The sequence below is a fragment of the Leisingera sp. M527 genome, from assembly GCF_025141525.1.
Classification (GTDB): Bacteria; Pseudomonadota; Alphaproteobacteria; order Rhodobacterales; family Rhodobacteraceae; genus Leisingera.
In genome coordinates this window covers 1,142,136-1,157,844 of the sequence record NZ_CP081037.1, presented here as the reverse complement: position 1 = coordinate 1,157,844, position 15,709 = coordinate 1,142,136, and the positions used below count along the sequence as shown (strand labels likewise).

The window sequence follows — 15,709 nt, the reverse complement described above, 5'->3', positions numbered from 1 at the left end:
ATGGCCATGCCCAAAAGAACCGACATCCAGTCGATCATGATCATCGGAGCCGGTCCGATCGTCATCGGGCAAGCCTGCGAGTTCGACTACTCCGGCGCCCAGGCCTGCAAAGCCTTGCGCGAAGAGGGTTACCGGGTGATCCTGGTGAACTCCAACCCCGCCACCATCATGACCGATCCGGGCCTGGCCGATGCCACCTATATCGAACCGATTACCCCGGAAGTGGTCGCCAAGATCATCGAGAAAGAACGCCCTGACGCGCTGCTGCCGACCATGGGCGGGCAGACTGGACTCAACACTTCGCTGGCGCTGGAAGAAATGGGCGTGCTGGAGGAATTCGGCGTCGAGATGATCGGCGCCACCCGCGATGCCATTGAAATGGCTGAAGACCGCAAGCTGTTCCGCGAAGCGATGGACCGCCTCGGGATTGAGAACCCGCGCGCCACAATCGTCACCGCACCCAAGCTGGAAGACGGCAAAGCGGACCTGGACGAAGGTATCCGCATCGCGCTGGAGGCACTGGACGACATCGGCCTGCCCGCGATCATCCGCCCGGCCTTTACCATGGGCGGCACCGGCGGCGGCGTTGCGTACAACCGAGAAGATTACATCCACTTCTGCCGCACCGGCATGGACGCGTCCCCGGTGAACCAGATCCTGGTCGATGAAAGCCTGCTGGGCTGGAAAGAGTTCGAAATGGAAGTGGTCCGCGACAAGGCGGACAATGCGATCATCGTCTGCTCGATTGAGAACATCGACCCGATGGGCGTCCACACTGGCGATTCGATCACCGTGGCCCCGGCGCTGACGCTGACCGACAAAGAATACCAGATCATGCGCACCCACTCGATCAACGTGTTGCGCGAGATCGGCGTGGAAACCGGCGGCTCCAACGTGCAATGGGCGGTGAACCCCGCCGACGGCCGTATGGTGGTGATCGAGATGAACCCGCGGGTGTCGCGGTCGTCCGCGCTGGCGTCCAAGGCGACCGGCTTCCCGATTGCCAAGATCGCGGCCAAGCTGGCGGTGGGTTACACCCTGGACGAGCTGGACAATGACATCACCAAGGTGACGCCGGCATCGTTCGAGCCGAGCATCGACTATGTCGTGACAAAAATCCCGAAATTCGCGTTTGAGAAATTCCCCGGCTCTGAACCCTACCTGACCACCGCGATGAAATCGGTGGGCGAGGCCATGGCGATCGGCCGCACCATCCATGAGTCATTGCAAAAAGCGCTGGCGTCGATGGAATCCGGCCTCACCGGCTTTGATGAGGTGGAGATCCCCGGCGCGCCCGACAAAGCCGCGGTGTTCAAGGCGATCAGCCTGCAGACCCCCGACCGGATGCGCACCATCGCCCAGGCGATGCGCCACGGGCTGACGGATGATGAAATCTTTGGCGTCACCAAATTCGACCCCTGGTTCCTGGCCCGCATCCGCGAAATCGTCGAGGCCGAAGATGAAGTCCGCGACGGCGGCCTGCCCACCGACGAAAAAGGCCTGCGCGCGCTCAAGATGCTGGGCTTCACCGATGCCCGCCTTGCCAAGCTGACCGGCCGGAAAGAGACCGAGATCCGCAAGGCCCGCCGCGCCGCCGGCGTCAACGCTGTATTCAAGCGGATCGACACCTGCGCCGCCGAATTCGAAGCCCAAACCCCCTACATGTACTCGACCTATGAAGCGCCCGCCTTTGGCGACGTGGAATGCGAGGCGCGCCCCTCTGACCGCAAGAAAGTGGTCATCCTCGGCGGCGGCCCGAACCGGATCGGCCAGGGCATCGAGTTCGACTACTGCTGCTGCCACGCCTGCTTTGCGCTGACCGACGCAGGCTATGAGACCATCATGATCAACTGCAACCCTGAGACCGTGTCGACCGACTATGACACCTCGGACCGGTTGTATTTCGAACCGCTGACGTTTGAACATGTGATGGAAATCCTGCGGGTCGAGCAGGACAACGGCACCCTGCACGGCGTCATCGTTCAGTTCGGCGGCCAGACACCGCTGAAGCTGGCAAACGCGCTGGAAGAGGAAGGCATCCCGATCCTCGGCACCTCGCCCGACGCCATCGACCTGGCCGAAGACCGCGAACGCTTCCAGGCGCTGGTCAACAATCTGGGCCTTAAGCAGCCGAACAACGGCATCGCCTCCACCGACGCGCAAGCGCTGGAAATCGCAGGGAAAATCGGTTTCCCGCTGGTGATCCGCCCGTCTTATGTGCTGGGTGGCCGGGCGATGGAAATCGTCCGCGACATGGACCAGCTGAAGCGCTACATCGCCGAGGCGGTGGTGGTCTCCGGCGACAGCCCGGTGCTGCTCGACAGCTACCTGGCCGGCGCGGTTGAGTTGGACGTGGACGCGATCTGCGACGGCAAAGACGTGCATGTGGCAGGCATCATGCAGCACATTGAGGAGGCCGGCGTGCACTCCGGCGACAGCGCCTGCAGCCTGCCGCCCTACTCGCTCGACAAACCGGTGATCGAACAGATCAAGGAACAGACATTCGCATTGGCCAAAGCGCTGAATGTGGTTGGCCTGATGAACATCCAGTTTGCGATCAAACCCAATGACGCCGGCGAAGAGGAAATCTACCTGATCGAGGTGAACCCGCGCGCGTCGCGCACGGTGCCGTTTGTGGCCAAGGCCACCGACAGCGCCATTGCCTCGATCTCGGCCCGTGTGATGGCCGGCGAGCCGCTGTCGAACTTCCCGATGCGCGCGCCTTATAAGCCGGACGCGGGCTATGACGTGAACACGCCGATGGCCGACCCGATGACCCTGGCCGACCCGGATATGCCCTGGTTCTCGGTCAAGGAAGCGGTGCTGCCCTTTGCCCGCTTCCCCGGCGTCGATACCATCCTTGGCCCGGAAATGCGTTCCACCGGTGAAGTCATGGGCTGGGACCGTTCCTTTGCCCGCGCCTTCCTCAAGGCGCAGATGGGGGCCGGCATGGTGCTGCCGTCCCAGGGCCGCGCTTTCGTCTCGATCAAGGATGCCGACAAGGGCCGGCTGATGCTGGAAGCGGCGCAGATCCTGGTAGAGCAGGGCTTTACCCTGGTCGCCACCCGCGGCACCCAGACCTGGCTGGAGGCCCAAGGCGTGGCGTGCGAGCTGGTGAACAAGGTCTATGAAGGCCGCCCCCACGTTGTGGACATGCTCAAGGACGGCGGCGTCCAGCTGCTGATGAACACGACTGAGGGCGCGCAAGCCGTTGAAGACAGCAAGGAAATGCGCTCTGTCGCGCTTTATGACAAGATCCCCTACTTCACCACCGCAGCCGGCGCCAATGCCGCTGCACGGGCAATCAAAGCCCAGGCCGAAGGGGACGTCGAAGTGAAGTCGCTGCAGGGCTAAGCGCCCTCTGCCCGGACGTTTCAACGCTATGTTTTAAAGCCCCGGCAACGCCCGGGGCTTTTCCTTTGCGTGCTGTGCTTTCACACAGCCGTGTAGAGTTGTGACCCGGCAAATTCCGGAAATGTGCGACCGTGAACGCCACAACACGACCCGCAGCTTTGCAACTCAGGGAGAAAGGCCATGAAACTACCGACAAAGATTGCCGCAGGACTTTTGGCGCTTGTACCGGCCGGCGCAATTGCCCAGGACTGCCCTGTGGATGGCGATCCCTCTGAACTGGCAGCAGAGGCCGTTGTTAAGATCTACGAATGCATCGAGGCCAAAATGGCCGAAGGCTACGCTAAGAACGGCGATCCAACGGGGTCTGACTTCCGCTCCTGGCAGGTGACATCAACCCGCCCGGCCCTTGCCGGCCCGCATGGCGAGCGGTTCCTGCAGACCTTTGCAAACGGCATTGCCGCTGAACAATACCTGAAGTTCGCCGAAGAAGGCTTTGTGATGCCCGCGGGGTCGGTTCTGGCCAAGGAAAGTTTCAAGGTCAAGAAGGGCAATGCCGTTCCCGGTCCACTGTTCATCATGACCAAGCTGGCCGATGGCGGCGCGCCCGAGGCCGGTGACTGGCTCTATGCAGCCCTTCTGCCAAGCGGCAAGGAAATGAAGATCAAGCAAAGCTTTTGCGCAGGCTGCCACATGAATTGGGAGGACCAGGACAGCCTGGCCTATCCGTTGGAAGAGGTCCGCCTCAGCAGCCAGTAACCGCAGGACGGCGTGCTGCAAAAGGAAACAGCCCCGGGGAACCAAACGGGGCTGCTTCGCGTCCTGCCGCTCTTATTCAGCAGCAGGCTATAGGGCCGCAGCGGCGGCTGCGGTCACCCCGCCTGCCGCATCAGCGCCTGCAGCGCATCCCCCAGCGGTGCGGCCAGCGACACCCCTCTGCCCCCCATCCGGGCCTTGGAAGAGATCACCGAGACCAGCTGCGGCGCCCTGCCCGGACGCTTCTGCAGCACGGGTGAACCGGACGCCCCGAAATCGACCCGGCAGGTGGTGATCAGCGAGCTTTGCCGCGCCGCAATCACCTGGCAGGCGCTTTGCAGCCGGGGCGAGGTCGCATTGCGGTGCGAGTAAGACATCACATCCACCCGCATGCCGCGCTCCGGCGCCGCGGCCAACACCAGCGGGCGGATCACATTTACACTGATCGGGCTGTCCAGGCGCAGCACAGCAATGTCTGTTCCGGTCTGAAACTGTCCGGTCCGGCCATGCCGGTAGCCCGGATGGACAACAGCCTTGACCACTTGGCGCGACGCCTTGGCGCGGCGGCCGTTCAGCCCTGCCTCAAATTTGATACTCCGCGGGTTCACGGCCCGGCCATTGCGGATGTCATACATGCAATGGGCCGCCGTCAGCACCAGATCCGGTGCGATCAGACTGGCTGTGCACATGGCCCTGCCGCCTATGTTCAGGCGTCCTACCGCCTCCCATCCTTGCACCGACTGCGCAGGCGCAGGCTGCCCGGCTGAACCGGGTCCGGCGCTTATGCCGATGAATACGGAAGCTGCAATTGCCAGTAATCGTCTCATAACCCACTCCATGTTCCCACACTGCTATGGTCGGTGAGCCCTGAGGCTGGAATGCGGCTTGCTGCGGTGCCGCGCAGGCGGAAACATGGGCAGAATGAGACAGAATTAACAAAACCTTAACGCGAGGCAGTTCTGTCTGGGCAGAGGCACTCAAACCCCTTATTTTCTTAACGGACCCCTGCGATTTTCGAAAAAACCCTTTAAAAACAAGAGAAAATCCGCCGGGTTTCGTTAGGACAAAAATTCGGGATTCCCCCTGTTTTCGCGCAAAACCCAGCCTTGGCGGTAACTTCGCGGCTCAATTACGGCGGAAATGAGCCTTAACAATTGCCTAAACACCGGGTTGAAGGCCGCCCAATTGCTTAACTGCGCACCACACCCATTGCGGGAAGTGTGTTTTCCAATAACCGCATTGCCTGCAATCGTTAAGACTTGCAGCGGCAGAATTGCCGCTGCAAGGTGGCCCGGCCCCGATTGCTGACACTGGAGCCGTTGAATGCGCCTGACGCTGTTTCTGTCCGCCCTTCTGACCCTGGCTGCTTGCGACGTGCCGGTGATACCGCTGATCTGAAACAAAAAGCCCCGGCGGGAGTGCCGGGGCTTGGGATTGTGTTTTCTGCTGTGTGCAAGGGGCGCCGCCCCGCCAAGGCTACTTCTGCGAGACCCGCTGATGCACTTCTTCGGCGCTCTCCAGCCGCTCCGAATAGCGGTCGGTCAGATATGCCTTGCGGCCCCGCACCAGCCAGGTGAATTTCACCAGCTCTTCCATCACATCCACCAGACGTCGGTAGAACGGGCCTTCGGGCAGGCGCCCGCCCTCTCCGAACTCCAGCCAGGCCCTGGGAATCGAGCTTTGGTTCGGAATCGTCACCATCCGCATCCAGCGGCCCAGGATCCGCATCTGGTTGACTGCGTTAAAGCTTTGCGAGCCGCCCGAGACCTGCATTACCGCCAGCGTCTTGCCTTGCGTGGTGCGGATGCCGCCCTGCAGCGACAGCGGCAGCCAGTCGATCTGCAGCTTCATGATGCCGGTCATCGCGCCATGGCGCTCCGGGCTGGACCAGACCATGCCCTCGGACCAGACTGCCAGCTCGCGCAGCTCTGCCACCTTGGGGTGCTCCGCAGCACCTGTATCATCAGGCAACGGTAAGCCGGAGGGATCAAAGATCCGCGTCTCGCAGCCCAGGGCGCGCAGCACCTGCGCCGCCTCCTCAGCCGCCTTGCGGGAATAGCTCACCTCGCGCAGGGAGCCGTACAGCAGCAGAATGCGCGGCGCGTGGCGCGGATCGCCAGGTGCCGCCAGCGCGTCCACATCAATTGGATGCAGCTCAGCTTCTACAATGGCAGGCAGGCAGCCCCCGTCACCGGTCTCAGGCACTGTCTTCCTCCAGGTGCAGCTTCATATCCAGCAGAACCTGCTGCAACAGCACCGTTTCCCTGAGCAGCCGCTTGGCCTCGTTCACGGTGATAATGCCATCTTCCATCGCTTCCTGGTATTCGCTCATCAGCTGGGCAAACCGCTGGCTCAGCGCAATCACATCCGCATTCACACCGCCGCTGCGCCCGGTCTCCTCGGCAGAGCCGTTGCCGTTGTAAGACAGGGTGATGTTCTTCAGCTCCGCCAGCGCCGAGGTCACATGCGGATAGGACGCAGCACTTTCCAGCTTGGCCACTGCATCCACCGGCATGAACCGGTCCGTGTGTTCGGCATTGTCCGAGTAATAGCGCCCCAGTGTTGCCTTGGACTTCCCCGTGATCTGGCAGGCGGCTTCGATGCCGACATCCTTGACCAGCGCTTCGGTGTGTTTCTTCAGATACGACCCGATTTCAGCCATTTATATCCTACCTGGCTTGACCGCCGCCCCCATGGGGGAACGAACCGGTTAATTTCCCATTTCTGACTTGTAGAGGAATTGCGATACCTTATCCATCCCTCAGGTTTTCAGGGATTTAGCGAGTGGAATGATGCAATTGGCATCTGTTGTCCAGTGCAATGCGGAACGGGGTGAGTGACGTTCGGCGGTTTGGGTAATTGGTCTGCCCGGCACTTGGGCTCTCCGGGGCATTCGGCGTGGCCGTTTTAGGGATTTGTTCCTCCCTGGCCATACCCGCCCCGGTGAGCCTTCCCGGCACGGCTTTGCCTCCACCCCGAAAAACCAACACGAATCCGGTTTTCCCCGCAGGCCGGGACGGATAAACCCCGGCCCCATGGCCAAGCTCTATTTCAACTACTCCACCATGAACGCGGGAAAATCGACGGTGCTTTTGCAGGCGTCGCATAACTACCGCGAAAACCATATGGATACCTACCTGCTGACCGCCCGGCTGGATGACCGCGCCGGGACCGGCAGAATCGCCTCGCGCATCGGCATCGGCGAAGCGGCGGATATGTTTGCCGCGGGCGACGACCTTTATGGCCGCATTGAACAGCGTCTGGCGCGCGGCCCGGTGGCGGCGATCTTTGTGGATGAAGCGCAGTTCCTGACGCCCGATCAGGTCTGGCAGCTGGCCCGCGTTGTCGATGACCTGCGGGTGCCGGTGCTGGCCTACGGCCTCAGGGTGGATTTCCAGGGCAAGCTGTTCCCCGGCTCCGCTACCCTGCTGGCGCTGGCGGATGAAATGCGCGAGGTGCGCACCATCTGCCACTGTGGCAAGAAAGCCACCATGGTGGTCCGCCAGGACAATCAGGGCCGGGTGCTGACCGAGGGCGACCAGGTGCAGATCGGCGGCAATGAGACCTATGTTTCGCTGTGCCGCCGCCACTGGCGCGAGGCGGCAGGCGATCTGCGCAGCGGTAAGACGGCAGAGTAAGCCGTCCCGAACAATCCGGCTGAAACAATCCGCCGCGATTTGTGCTATACTCCTTTGGACCACTTCCAAAGGAGGCCGTCATGACAAACCACGCCCCTCTGGGCGACCCGCTGGCCGGCAAGCTGCGCTTTCACCTGTCCATCATGATTGGCGCCTGCATCGCCGGAGCAGCCGTCATCACCGCATTTGTGCTGGGGTATTACTCAGTCAGGGCCATTCTGGTCTGCGCCGCCATTGGTGCAATCCTGGCCTGGCCGGCAGGCACCTATGCCACCCGCAGGATCAAGCGCGACGATCCCGCCTGGGACCACCGCCGGGACAAGCCCAAAGACGCCTGAGCCGGGGCACGGCTCAGGCTGACATGTTTCAGACCCGGTTGGGCAGCACCGCGCCACTCAGATAGGCTGCGACATTGTCCAGCGCCATATGGCCCATATCGCTGCGCACTTCCTCGGTGGCGGTGCCCAGATGCGGCAGCAGAGTGGCGTTATCCAGATCGATCAGCGCCTGCGGCACCTTGGGTTCGAACTCATATACATCCAGCCCGGCACCGCCGATTTGGCGGTTCTGCAGCGCGTTGATCAGCGCCGCCTCCTCGACCACCTCGCCGCGGGCGATATTGATCAGATGCGCATGGGATTGCATCGCACCCAGAACCTCGGCGTTGATCAGATGCGTGGTCTCGGCGCCGCCCGGCACCGCCACCACCAGGAAATCCACCTGCCCTGCCAGATCAATCAGGCTGCCGGCCCGGTCCGCTGGAAAGTCCAGATCCTTCGCTGAACGCGCCACATAAGACACATCCATGCCAAAGCCGAAATGGCAGCGCCGCGCAATCGCCTGGCCGATACGGCCCATGCCCGCGATTCCAACCCGCTTGCCGGTGGCATGCAGCCCCAGCATCTGGGTCGGGTGCCAGCCTGCCCAATTACCCTGGCGCAGCATCCGCTCGCCTTCCGAGGCACGGCGCGCCGACATCAGGATCAGCGTCATCGCAATATCGGCGGTGGCGTCAGTCACTGCCCCCGGCGTGTTGGTCACCTCGACACCCGCGGCGCGCGCGGCCGCCACGTCGATATGGTTGTAGCCAACACCGAAGTTGGCCAAGAGCTTGCAGCGGGGCGTGCCCGCCTTGGCAAAGATCTCAGCCGTGAACTTGTCGCCCAGCGTCGGCACGACGATGTCGAATTCCTGGAGCGCGCGCAGCATCTCCGCCTCATTCATCACTGCGTTGGTTTCACGGATTTCCAGATCACCAAACGCCTCCCGCGCCCGTGCCGTGACCGCTGCCGTCATCGGCCGCGCAATCCAGATTTTCATCTCAGTGCATCCTCCCGCCCAGCGGGACCTTTCCATCAGGCCCGGCCAGGAATATCTCTCCGTTTTCATCCGGCAGGCCCAGAACCAGGATCTCTGACATGAACGTGCCGATCTGCCGCGGCGGGAAGTTTACGACGGCCAGAACCTGCTTGCCCACCAGCGTTTCCGGCATGTAATGCGCCGTAATCTGCGCTGAGCTCTTTTTTACGCCGATTTCCGGCCCGAAATCGACCCAAAGCTTGATTGCCGGCTTACGCGCCTCGAGAAACGGCTCTGCACGGATGATTTCACCGGCGCGGACGTCGACCTTCAGGAACTCGTCAAAAGTGATCTCAGCCACGCGACAACTCCTTTGAACGTTCCGTGGCCGCAGCCACAGCCCGGTTCAGCAGCGCCGGGAAGCCATCATCATCATCCATCAGAACCTCCAAAGCTGCCTGGGTGGTGCCGTTCGGGCTGGTCACATTGATGCGCAGCTGGCCGGGGCTTTCCCCTGCCGCCTCCGCCAGCGCACCGGCGCCCGCAACAGTCGCCTTGGCCAGCTGCATTGCCAGTTCCGCCGGCAGCCCCTGCGCCTCGCCCGCGACTGCCAAAGTCTCGATCAGGTGGAACACATAGGCGGGGCCCGAGCCACTGACGCCGGTGACGGCATCCATCTGGCCCTCGTTGTCCAGCCGCACAACCTGCCCAACGGCTTGCAGCAGCCCCGCGGCACGGTCCAGATCCTCATCGCTGGTATGGGTATTGCCAATAATCGCAGTGATACCGCGCCCGACTGCTGCCGGTGTATTCGGCATCGCCCGCACGATCGGCGATTGCGCGCCCAGAACATCCTCAAAGGTTGCGATCGAAGTGCCGGCGGCCACGGAAATGAACAGGGTGGCGCCGTTGCCGTAGCTTTGCAGCGTGGGAAGCGCCGCGCCCATCATCTGCGGCTTGACGGCAATCAGCACGATGCCCGGCGCCGCGGGCAGTTCTGCGTTGATCTGAACGCCGGTGCCCTGCAGCCAGTCCGAAGGATGCGGGTCAATCACCCAGACCGACGCCGCGGGCAATCCGCCCTCCAGCCATCCGGCCAGCATCGCCGATCCCATCTTGCCGCAGCCCAGCAGCACCAGCCCGCGCGCGGCAATCTCTTGCATATCCATCTTAAGCCCCTCCCCTAAATCCCAGGTTCAGGGCAAGGTTTACGCCCGCCCGTATGCCTCTGCAATGGCGACCTGCATCGCGTCCTGGGTGCTGCGCTTTCCCCAGACCGCCAGCTGGATCGCCGGGTAATAGCGCTCGGCATTGGCTACCGCAGCTTTCAGCATCGCATCAATCTGCTGCGGGCTGGCCATCTGGCCGCCGGACAGCATCAGCCCATAGCGGAACAGCATCAGCTTGTGATCCGCCCAATAGGTAAAGGAGCCTTCCCAGCACTGATCGTTCATGCTGTTGATCAGCTCATACAGCCGCGGCAGCTCAGCCTCCGGCGGTTCCATCTCAAAGCTGCAGACCAGCCGCAGGCATTCCTCATAGCCCGACCAGGCCAGCGTCAGCGAATAGGTGCGCCACTGCCCTTCGACCGACATGGCAATCTGATCATCGCCAACCCGGTCAAAGTCCCAATCATGATGCGACGCCAAATGCTCGACGATGTCGATGGGGTGGATGTCTTCTTCCAAGTGAAGCTCGGATAGTGCCATTTTGCCACCTCTCTCTTTGCCTAGCTTACCGGGCGCAGAGTCTCCCTATAGCTAGCGTACTTTGCTACGGGCCGGGGACGCATCCCCGCTCCCATACAAGATATGGTGGGGCTGAATTGATGATCTGGCAACCTTTATTTTGGGGATATCTGCAATAACTTGTGGATGAACTATCCACAGCCCCCTAGATGCCGGCCCCTGCGTAGCATTTGCAGCCCGGCATTGAAACCGCTTCCTGCACCGTCTCCGGCTAGGTCATTCACCGGTTGTCATCCTGACACCAATGCGCGGGTCATACCGGCGCTTCCAGCCCACAGCATTAATTAAGCATTTACAATGCGTATTTTATCATCTACGTGTCTTCCAATGCACCCCGCTTACCCATCTAGGAGCCGCCCTATGACACTGTCAGAAGCTTTTCTATGGCCTGGAACCAAAGTCTGTGAACGCATGGGCGTCGACCCGGAGGGCGAAGCCGGCCTGATACGCTGGATGGTCAATACGCTTGTCTACCTGACCGTCAGCCTGATTGCTGTCTGGATCATTGCAGTCTGATCGCGCCGCACGCGGTGTATCGTGAAAACGCCGCCGGATTTCTGTATCCAATATGACCGGGCCGCAGAACGCGAAGCATCAATAACCGCTTCACCCGCGGCCCGGCCGAATGTTTACCTAAACGCGGGCCCATGCGCCCAGACGGTCAGCGACTGGCGTTCGCCGCGGGTAACCGGCGTCACCTGATGCAACAGGAAGCTGGGGAATACTGCGGCACTGCCCTGCGCCCGGCTGGCGGCCACCACATGGGCCCCCGGCATAATCTCCAGATCGCCGCCGTCATAGGCACCCGGCTTGCTCAGCTGGACAGTCAAGGTCAGCTTGCGCTTACCCGCCACCGGCCCGTCGCCGATGTCCGAATGCCAGGCGAAATGGCCGCCGTCGTGCGCCTTGTAACTGGCTGTCTGCGGGCTCTCGCCGAACTCACGGACATCAAACCCGAAGCGTTCCTTGTTGGCCCGGCGCACCAGCGAGATCAGCCGTTCCATCACCCAGCCGGTCCCCGGCACATCGTCCAGCCAGACGACACTGGCCCGGCGCAGGTTGTGATCCCGGGCCCGTCCCACCAGCCGTGCTTCGCTGTCCGGCTCGTCCTTCACCTTCCGCAAAATCTCCGCACATTCCTGTGTACTGAACGCATTGGGAACTGAATAAACCGACACCATGCCACCATCCTTTTGTTGCAGCAGCGGCAGCATGCGCAGACCGCAGCAGCAAACACTGCGCGGTTTTCGACCTGGTATGCGGAAAGCGACGTATTTTCCCCTGCGGCACCGCAAAGCTGCCATGCGCTCACACCATGGCACAAAAAAACCCGCCGCAGCATCTCGCCGCAGCAGGCTCATTCTCAGGCCAGCGCCGCCCGGTTATTTCTGCGCGGTCTCCAGCGCATCCAACCGCGCCTTCAGCGCCTCATTCTCTTCGCGCGCTTTCTGTGCCATGGCGCGCACCGCGTCAAACTCCTCGCGGGTGACAAAATCACGGTCCGCCAGCCAGCGGTCGATCATGCTTTTCAGCGCGGTGTCCGCCTCGTCCTTGGCGCCCTGGGCCACGCCCATCGCATTGGTCATCAGCTGGGAAATATCGTCCAGGATCTTGTTGCGGGTCTGCATGCTCTTCTCCGTCTCGGGGCTGACTCCTATATGGGGAAGCGGGCGCGCGGCTGCAAGCCGTTGACTTCCCCCGAAGACCAGAGGCATTCAGACGCATATGCAGGCCATGATCCAATTCCCCGACCTTTCGCCCGAGATTTTCTCGATCTCCCTCGGCTCATTTGAGTTCGCCCTGCGCTGGTATGCGCTGGCCTACATTGCAGGCATCGTCATTGCCTGGCGGCTGGCGGTGGCCGCCCTGCGCCGCCCCGCGCTGTGGCCCGCGCAGCAGCCGCCGATGCGGCCCGAGCAGGTCGAGGATCTGCTGACCTGGATCATCCTCGGCGTGATCCTGGGCGGGCGCTTGGGCTTTGTGCTGTTCTACCAGCCCGCCTATTATCTGGCGAACCCCGCCGAAATCCTGAAGATCTGGCAGGGCGGCATGGCCTTTCACGGCGGCCTGCTCGGCGTGGTTCTGGCGACGCTGATCTATGCCGCGCGCCACAATATCCCGAAACTGCAGATCGCCGATCTGGTTGCCCATACAGTGGCGCCGGGCCTGCTGCTGGGACGGCTGGCCAACTTCATCAATGCCGAGCTTTGGGGCCGTCCCACCGATCTGCCCTGGGGCGTCGCCTTCCCCGGCCCCACCGCACAGGACTGCGGCCAGGCGCTGGGGGAACTCTGCGCCCGCCACCCCTCGCAGCTGTATGAGGCACTGATGGAGGGGCTGATCCTCGGCGCCCTGCTCTTGTACCTCGCCTGGCGCCGCAATGCGTTTCACACCCCGGGCCGCCTGCTGGGCGTGTTCCTCGCGGGCTACGGCCTCGCCCGTTTCATAGTTGAGTTCTTCCGCCAGCCGGATGCGCAGTTCGTCTCTCCCGGCAACCCGCTGGGGTTTGCTTGGCATATGGACGGATTCGGGATCACCCAGGGTCAGGCGCTGTCGCTGCCGATGATCGCCATCGGCCTCTGGTTCCTGCTGCGCGCCCGCCATGCCGCCCGGAGCCCGGCATGAGCCTGGCAGATCACCTTGCCGCCCGCATCCAGGCGGATGGCCCGATGTCTGTTGCCGCCTATATGGGGGAGTGCCTGCTGCACCCGCAGTATGGCTATTACACCACCCGTGACCCGCTGGGCGCACAGGGGGATTTCACCACCGCGCCGGAAATCAGCCAGATGTTCGGCGAGCTGATCGGCCTTGTCCTGGCCCAATGCTGGCTTGACCAAGGCGCCCCGGCCCCGTTCACGCTTGCTGAACTGGGACCGGGCCGCGGCACCCTGATGGCGGATCTGCTGCGCGCCACCCGCGGCGTGCCGGGGTTCCATGCGGCGATGCAAATCAAACTGATCGAGGCTTCACCAAAGCTGCGCAGCACCCAAGCCAATACACTGGAGGCATACGCCCCCGAATGGCTGAACTCTGCGGACGACCTGCCGGACCAGCCACTGCTGCTGGTGGCCAACGAATTCTATGACGCCCTGCCCATCCGCCAATTCATCCGCAGCGGCGGTCACTGGAGCGAACGCCGCATCGGCCTGACAGACGGCAGGCTGGCCTTCGGCCTCAGCCCCGCCGCGCCGCAGCCCGCCCTGGATCACCGCCTGCCAGACACCCAGGAGGGCGATCTGGTTGAGATCTGCGACGCCGCCGCCCCTATCACCCAGGCCATCGCATCCCGAATCGCTGCCCATGGCGGCGCGGCTCTGATCGTGGATTATGGCGACTGGCGCGCCCTTGGCGATACCCTGCAAGCCTTGCGCGCGCATAAACCCGCTGATCCGCTGCAGGCCCCCGGCGAGGCCGACCTGACCGCCCATGTGGATTTCGAGGTGCTGGCAACAGCCGCCAAAACCGCCGGTTGCGCCTATACACGCCTCACCCCGCAGGAAGTGTTTCTGGAGCGTCTCGGCATCACTGACCGCGCCCGCGCCCTGGCCGCGCCGCTGCAGGGGGAGCCGCTGGACTCCCTGATCGCCGCACATCGGCGGTTGACGCACCCCGATGAAATGGGAAACCTGTTCAAAGTGCTCGGCCTCTATCCCTCGACGGCCGCTCCTTTGCCAGGATTGAACCCATGACGCTTGAAATTCTCACGTCCGATCTGCTTGGCCCGGTGCGGCACGGCTTTTTCACCCGCAGAGGCGGCGCCTCCTCGGGTATCTACCACGGGCTGAACTGCGGCCTGGGCTCTACCGATCAGCGCGAAGCAGTGCAGATCAACCGCGCCCGCGTGGCCGCCGCGATGGAGGTGCCCGCCGGAAACCTCAGCGCCGTGCATCAGGTCCACAGCGCCGATGTGCTGGTGGTCACAGAACCCTCGCAGGAGCGCCCCCGCGCCGATGCCATGGTCACCAATATACCGGGTTTGGCGCTGTCCATTCTGACCGCTGACTGCCAGCCGGTGCTGTTTTGCGACCCGGAGGCTGGGGTCATCGGCGCCGCCCATGCGGGCTGGCGCGGCACTCTGGACGGGGTGCTGGAGGCCACGCTGGACGCGATGGAGGGCCTCGGCGCCCGGCGCGAGGACACGGCGGCAGTGATCGGCCCCGCGATCTCGCAGCGCGCTTACGAGGTCGGCCCGGAGTTCTTTGAAGATTTCGTGATGCAGGACGACGGCTACGCCCGGTTCTTTGCCAATGGCGAAGGCGGCCGCTACCTGTTCGACCTGCCGGGCCTGGGCCTGCACAAGCTGCGCCAGGCCGGCGCAGGCGTGGCCGAATGGACCCGTCACTGCACTTACTCCGAGCCTGAGAAATTCTACTCCTACCGCCGCGCGACCCACGCGAAAGAGGCCGACTACGGCCGCCTGATCTCCTGCATCCGGCTTTAAGGCCCCGTTAACCAGGGAAATTGTGGCGAATTTTATTAAATTCCGCCGCATTCCTTACCTTCCGCTGCGGCATCCCCGCAGCAAGATGGAAATCTTTTCAGCCTTTCCAATATCTTAACCAAAACCTCACCAGGCGACCCCCTGCCGTGCGCCGCTGCGGTGCCAGGGTAAAATTGCCCGTATCCGGTCATATTCGCGGCGCAAATGTTACCCATAAACAGATCAGAAAAACACAAACAGCAGCGGCCCCGCATCCAGGCCGGCTGCCGGGCGAAGGACAGACCAGACCATGAAGATGAACAAGCGTTTTATTGCCTCCATCATCCGCTCCGCCAAGAGCGAGACCGTGACTCTGCCTTGGGCCGCTGCGCGCCGCCGCGATGGCCAGACCTGCAGCCAGCCCCGCAGCCAGGCCGCAAAGCAGAAACTGGGTTAACGCCGGGGACGGGTGCCCTGCCGGCGGCCCCCCCTGGTGC

At 62.7% G+C, this 15,709-nt stretch carries 18 protein-coding genes; 9 read left to right on the top strand and 9 right to left on the bottom strand.

The genetic code is table 11. The features are described from left to right. Positions 1-6 precede the first annotated feature (6 nt). Entirely contained in the window at positions 7-3,354 is a 3,348-nt protein-coding gene (carB, locus tag K3555_RS05750; protein ID WP_259997898.1) for a carbamoyl-phosphate synthase large subunit, read from the top strand. A gap of 180 nt (positions 3,355-3,534) precedes the next feature. Next, on the top strand, positions 3,535-4,110 hold the full coding sequence (locus K3555_RS05745) for a cytochrome P460 family protein (RefSeq protein ID WP_260007729.1): 576 nt from the start codon (positions 3,535-3,537) through the stop codon (positions 4,108-4,110). Positions 4,111-4,223: 113 nt separating this feature from the next. On the opposite strand, the gene K3555_RS05740 is transcribed toward K3555_RS05745, so the two are convergent. The 3 genes from K3555_RS05740 to K3555_RS05730 all read right to left on the bottom strand — a co-directional run bounded on the left by K3555_RS05740 (position 4,224) and on the right by K3555_RS05730 (position 6,769). Further along, positions 4,224-4,934 carry a serine protease gene (locus tag K3555_RS05740; protein ID WP_260007728.1) on the bottom strand — a complete coding sequence of 237 codons (711 nt, stop codon included), beginning with the start codon at positions 4,932-4,934 and terminating at the stop codon, positions 4,224-4,226. A 649-nt stretch (positions 4,935-5,583) separates the two neighbouring features. Continuing rightward, entirely contained in the window at positions 5,584-6,312 is a 729-nt protein-coding gene (gene arsH, locus K3555_RS05735; RefSeq protein WP_311200024.1) for an arsenical resistance protein ArsH, read from the bottom strand. Next, positions 6,305-6,769, bottom strand: coding sequence for a hypothetical protein (locus K3555_RS05730; RefSeq protein ID WP_129370227.1), 465 nt, complete (start codon positions 6,767-6,769; stop codon positions 6,305-6,307). The genes arsH and K3555_RS05730 overlap by 8 nt, the downstream gene beginning before the upstream one ends. Positions 6,770-7,142: 373 nt before the next feature. Here K3555_RS05730 and K3555_RS05725 point away from each other — a divergent pair, with 373 nt between their 5' ends. Together K3555_RS05725 and K3555_RS05720 are read left to right on the top strand one after the other, a co-directional pair. Next, a complete protein-coding gene (locus tag K3555_RS05725; protein ID WP_259990942.1) occupies positions 7,143-7,745 on the top strand; it encodes a thymidine kinase in 603 nt (200 codons plus the stop codon). Positions 7,746-7,825: 80 nt separating this feature from the next. Further along, positions 7,826-8,083, top strand: a complete 258-nt coding sequence (locus K3555_RS05720) for a hypothetical protein (RefSeq protein ID WP_237456217.1) — start codon at positions 7,826-7,828, stop codon at positions 8,081-8,083. Positions 8,084-8,111: 28 nt separating this feature from the next. On the opposite strand, the gene K3555_RS05715 is transcribed toward K3555_RS05720, so the two are convergent. The 4 genes from K3555_RS05715 to K3555_RS05700 are packed head-to-tail and all read right to left on the bottom strand — an operon-like array spanning position 8,112 to position 10,753. After that, the gene (locus tag K3555_RS05715; protein ID WP_260007727.1) at positions 8,112-9,065 is read right to left on the bottom strand and encodes a D-glycerate dehydrogenase; all 954 of its coding nucleotides are present in this window, start codon (positions 9,063-9,065) and stop codon (positions 8,112-8,114) included. Between the two features lies 1 nt (position 9,066). Beyond that, positions 9,067-9,405, bottom strand: coding sequence for a tRNA-binding protein (locus K3555_RS05710; RefSeq protein ID WP_260007726.1), 339 nt, complete (start codon positions 9,403-9,405; stop codon positions 9,067-9,069). Further along, positions 9,398-10,213 carry a pyrroline-5-carboxylate reductase gene (proC, locus tag K3555_RS05705; RefSeq protein WP_260007725.1) on the bottom strand — a complete coding sequence of 272 codons (816 nt, stop codon included), beginning with the start codon at positions 10,211-10,213 and terminating at the stop codon, positions 9,398-9,400. Before proC ends, K3555_RS05710 begins: the two co-directional genes overlap by 8 nt. Positions 10,214-10,252: 39 nt before the next feature. Then, positions 10,253-10,753, bottom strand: a complete 501-nt coding sequence (locus K3555_RS05700) for a YbjN domain-containing protein (RefSeq protein ID WP_129370222.1) — start codon at positions 10,751-10,753, stop codon at positions 10,253-10,255. A gap of 399 nt (positions 10,754-11,152) precedes the next feature. Between K3555_RS05700 and K3555_RS05695 the strand changes: the two genes are divergently transcribed. Next, a complete protein-coding gene (locus K3555_RS05695) occupies positions 11,153-11,308 on the top strand; it encodes a hypothetical protein (protein WP_260007724.1) in 156 nt (51 codons plus the stop codon). A 113-nt stretch (positions 11,309-11,421) separates the two neighbouring features. On the opposite strand, the gene K3555_RS05690 is transcribed toward K3555_RS05695, so the two are convergent. Further along, positions 11,422-11,973, bottom strand: a complete 552-nt coding sequence (locus K3555_RS05690) for a 2OG-Fe(II) oxygenase (RefSeq protein WP_259997891.1) — start codon at positions 11,971-11,973, stop codon at positions 11,422-11,424. A 201-nt stretch (positions 11,974-12,174) separates the two neighbouring features. Further along, entirely contained in the window at positions 12,175-12,420 is a 246-nt protein-coding gene (locus K3555_RS05685) for an accessory factor UbiK family protein (protein ID WP_259990929.1), read from the bottom strand. 97 nt (positions 12,421-12,517) lie between these two features. Here K3555_RS05685 and lgt point away from each other — a divergent pair, with 97 nt between their 5' ends. From lgt to K3555_RS05665, 4 genes are all read left to right on the top strand, one after another. Beyond that, the gene (gene lgt / locus K3555_RS05680) at positions 12,518-13,417 is read left to right on the top strand and encodes a prolipoprotein diacylglyceryl transferase (protein WP_260007723.1); all 900 of its coding nucleotides are present in this window, start codon (positions 12,518-12,520) and stop codon (positions 13,415-13,417) included. After that, on the top strand, positions 13,414-14,481 hold the full coding sequence (locus K3555_RS05675) for a class I SAM-dependent methyltransferase (protein WP_260007722.1): 1,068 nt from the start codon (positions 13,414-13,416) through the stop codon (positions 14,479-14,481). Before lgt ends, K3555_RS05675 begins: the two co-directional genes overlap by 4 nt. Next, positions 14,478-15,233: a peptidoglycan editing factor PgeF gene (gene pgeF / locus K3555_RS05670; RefSeq protein WP_260007721.1), complete on the top strand. Its 756-nt coding sequence runs from the start codon at positions 14,478-14,480 to the stop codon at positions 15,231-15,233. The genes K3555_RS05675 and pgeF overlap by 4 nt, the downstream gene beginning before the upstream one ends. A gap of 289 nt (positions 15,234-15,522) precedes the next feature. Next, a complete protein-coding gene (locus K3555_RS05665) occupies positions 15,523-15,669 on the top strand; it encodes a hypothetical protein (protein ID WP_260007720.1) in 147 nt (48 codons plus the stop codon). Positions 15,670-15,709: the final 40 nt, after the last annotated feature.

What these genes read in the sequence shown, in the direction of transcription:
- K3555_RS05715 (WP_260007727.1), bottom strand. Translation starts at nt 9,065, where the DNA reads ATGAAAATCTGGATTGCGCGGCCGATGACGGCAGCGGTCACGGCACGG.
- K3555_RS05665 (WP_260007720.1), top strand. Translation starts at nt 15,523, where the DNA reads ATGAAGATGAACAAGCGTTTTATTGCCTCCATCATCCGCTCCGCCAAG.
- carB (WP_259997898.1), top strand. Translation starts at nt 7, where the DNA reads ATGCCCAAAAGAACCGACATCCAGTCGATCATGATCATCGGAGCCGGT.
- K3555_RS05675 (WP_260007722.1), top strand. Translation starts at nt 13,414, where the DNA reads ATGAGCCTGGCAGATCACCTTGCCGCCCGCATCCAGGCGGATGGCCCG.
- K3555_RS05690 (WP_259997891.1), bottom strand. Translation starts at nt 11,973, where the DNA reads ATGGTGTCGGTTTATTCAGTTCCCAATGCGTTCAGTACACAGGAATGT.
- proC (WP_260007725.1), bottom strand. Translation starts at nt 10,213, where the DNA reads ATGGATATGCAAGAGATTGCCGCGCGCGGGCTGGTGCTGCTGGGCTGC.
- K3555_RS05685 (WP_259990929.1), bottom strand. Translation starts at nt 12,420, where the DNA reads ATGCAGACCCGCAACAAGATCCTGGACGATATTTCCCAGCTGATGACC.
- lgt (WP_260007723.1), top strand. Translation starts at nt 12,518, where the DNA reads ATGCAGGCCATGATCCAATTCCCCGACCTTTCGCCCGAGATTTTCTCG.
- K3555_RS05730 (WP_129370227.1), bottom strand. Translation starts at nt 6,769, where the DNA reads ATGGCTGAAATCGGGTCGTATCTGAAGAAACACACCGAAGCGCTGGTC.
- K3555_RS05695 (WP_260007724.1), top strand. Translation starts at nt 11,153, where the DNA reads ATGACACTGTCAGAAGCTTTTCTATGGCCTGGAACCAAAGTCTGTGAA.
- pgeF (WP_260007721.1), top strand. Translation starts at nt 14,478, where the DNA reads ATGACGCTTGAAATTCTCACGTCCGATCTGCTTGGCCCGGTGCGGCAC.
- K3555_RS05740 (WP_260007728.1), bottom strand. Translation starts at nt 4,934, where the DNA reads ATGAGACGATTACTGGCAATTGCAGCTTCCGTATTCATCGGCATAAGC.
- K3555_RS05700 (WP_129370222.1), bottom strand. Translation starts at nt 10,753, where the DNA reads ATGGCACTATCCGAGCTTCACTTGGAAGAAGACATCCACCCCATCGAC.
- K3555_RS05745 (WP_260007729.1), top strand. Translation starts at nt 3,535, where the DNA reads ATGAAACTACCGACAAAGATTGCCGCAGGACTTTTGGCGCTTGTACCG.
- K3555_RS05725 (WP_259990942.1), top strand. Translation starts at nt 7,143, where the DNA reads ATGGCCAAGCTCTATTTCAACTACTCCACCATGAACGCGGGAAAATCG.
- K3555_RS05720 (WP_237456217.1), top strand. Translation starts at nt 7,826, where the DNA reads ATGACAAACCACGCCCCTCTGGGCGACCCGCTGGCCGGCAAGCTGCGC.